The sequence below is a fragment of the Salipiger sp. genome (genome assembly GCF_059781815.1).
Window position 1 is genome coordinate 1 of sequence record NZ_JBYNAH010000410.1, and the last position, 1,786, is coordinate 1,786.

Genomic DNA, 1,786 nt, shown 5'->3' on the forward strand with positions numbered 1-1,786 from the left:
TAACAGAGATCAACGATCGTCGGGATGCACCCAGGCGTATTTGTCCATGCCGCGATCCAGTCGCGTGTGGGCCAGTGCATTGGTGAAGTTCGAGATCAGCTTGGCAGCCAGTCCCGTCAGCACGTCCAGCGCCGCCTTGTGGTCATAGCCCGCATCCAGAAACGCCTGCAGGCGGTCGTCGCCGATATGGCCGCGCTTCTCAAGCAACTCTCGGGCAAAGCTTTGCAAAGCCGCCAGCTTGGGGTCGGCCAGCGTTCGGCCTTCGCGCAGATCGTCGATGACGTCATCGGGCATCTTGGCCCGTTTCATCATCATCGTGTGCCCGGCCATGCAGTAATGGCAGCGATTGATGAAGTTCGAAGTCATGAAGACCACCTGCGCCTCGAGCAACGTGAACGAGCTGTGCTTGAGGAACAGGTCGAACGCCTTTTGATAGGTCTCGTAAGTCACCGGGCTTTCGGCAAACAGCGCGTGCAGGCTGATCAGACCGCCAAATTCGGCCACGGTCCGATCAATCAGAAGTTTCGAATCTTCGGGAGCGGTGTCCTTGGTGTGATAGGTAAAGGCGGTGACAGTAGCGTCTGTATCGAGCATGACTCAATCCTTGTTCACATCGGAAGAAAAACGAGCGGCATTCGCCTTGGCCGCCGCATCAATATCACCCTTGCCGAAGGCCGAAGGACGTGGCTCGGGCAATTGCAGAGCCTCCTGCACTCTCGGCATCGCATCGAGCCGGGCGAACCAAGCCTGAAGGTTGGGCAAGCCTTCGATATCCACGGTCGCCCAGAAATAGCTGCGCGCCCAAGGATAGGTGGCGATATCGGCAATCGACATCTCGCCGCCGACCAGCCAGTCGCGACCCTTGAGCCGCGTATCCAGCACTTCCAGCAAGCGGCGGCTTTCGGCCACGTAGCGGTCGATGGCATAAGGCACCTCATCGCCATTGGGCTTGGCGATGCGCTGAAAATACATCGCCTGCCCCATGATCGGACCTATATGGCCGACCTGAAAGAACAGCCATTGCAGCGTCTCGGACCGCTCCACCGGGTCGGAGGACAGGAACCGCCCATATTTTTCGGCCAGGTGCCACAGGATTGCCCCGCTTTCAAAGATCGCGCGCCCTTCGGCCCGATCCCAGATCGTCGGGATCTTGCCGTTCGGGTTCATCTTCACGTAGTCGGGAGCGTGCTGTTCCTTCTTCGAGAAGTCGACATTGACCAGCTCGTAGTCGATCTCGGCCTCGTGCAGGAAGATGAGCGGCTTCCACCCGTTCATCGTGTTCGCGGTGTAGAGAACGATATCAGGCCGCGGCATGTTCGGCCTCCGAGAAGACGGCACCCAGATGGGCATCGAAGCGAGCGAAGTCAGCCTCGATTTCCGGATTCTTCATCACGTCGAAAGCGGCAAAGGTCGGCAACGGGGTCATGTCAAAGAATTGAGCATTCAGGTGCAGAGGGCGTAGAAGATCGTCGACGCTACCACCTTGGAAGAAGGGCTCTGATGGATCGTCGAAAGCCTCGCGCGGGGCGTTGAAAGTGACTGACAGCATGTATTTGGTGCCGGTCAGCGTGCCGCCCATGCCATAGTTTTCCTTGGGTGCCTCTGGGGTGCGACCGTCGCCGTTGGTCAGTCGACCGTCCATACCGACGGTGTAGACCTCGTCCATGTATTTCTTGAACGACCACGGCGCGCCCATCCAGTTGATCGGGAATTGCATGATCACCGTGTCGGCCCAGATGTGGCTTTCGACCTCGGCATTGGCGTCGTAGCCTTCGGCCCCGGTGGT

General features: G+C 58.8%; 3 protein-coding genes. All 3 read right to left on the reverse strand.

The window, feature by feature from the left end; all coding sequences use genetic code 11:
* Window positions 1-9: 9 nt before the first annotated feature.
* Window positions 10-594 (reverse strand): carboxymuconolactone decarboxylase family protein, encoded by a 585-nt coding sequence (locus tag AC6RA4_RS25330; RefSeq protein ID WP_500165067.1) that lies wholly within the window; start codon window positions 592-594, stop codon window positions 10-12.
* A 3-nt stretch (window positions 595-597) separates the two neighbouring features.
* Window positions 598-1,314 (reverse strand): glutathione S-transferase family protein, encoded by a 717-nt coding sequence (locus AC6RA4_RS25335; protein ID WP_500165069.1) that lies wholly within the window; start codon window positions 1,312-1,314, stop codon window positions 598-600.
* Window positions 1,301-1,786 (reverse strand): NAD(P)H-dependent oxidoreductase (locus AC6RA4_RS25340; RefSeq protein WP_500165071.1); only part of this gene is annotated, 486 nt, incomplete at its 5' end. The genes AC6RA4_RS25340 and AC6RA4_RS25335, both read right to left, overlap by 14 nt.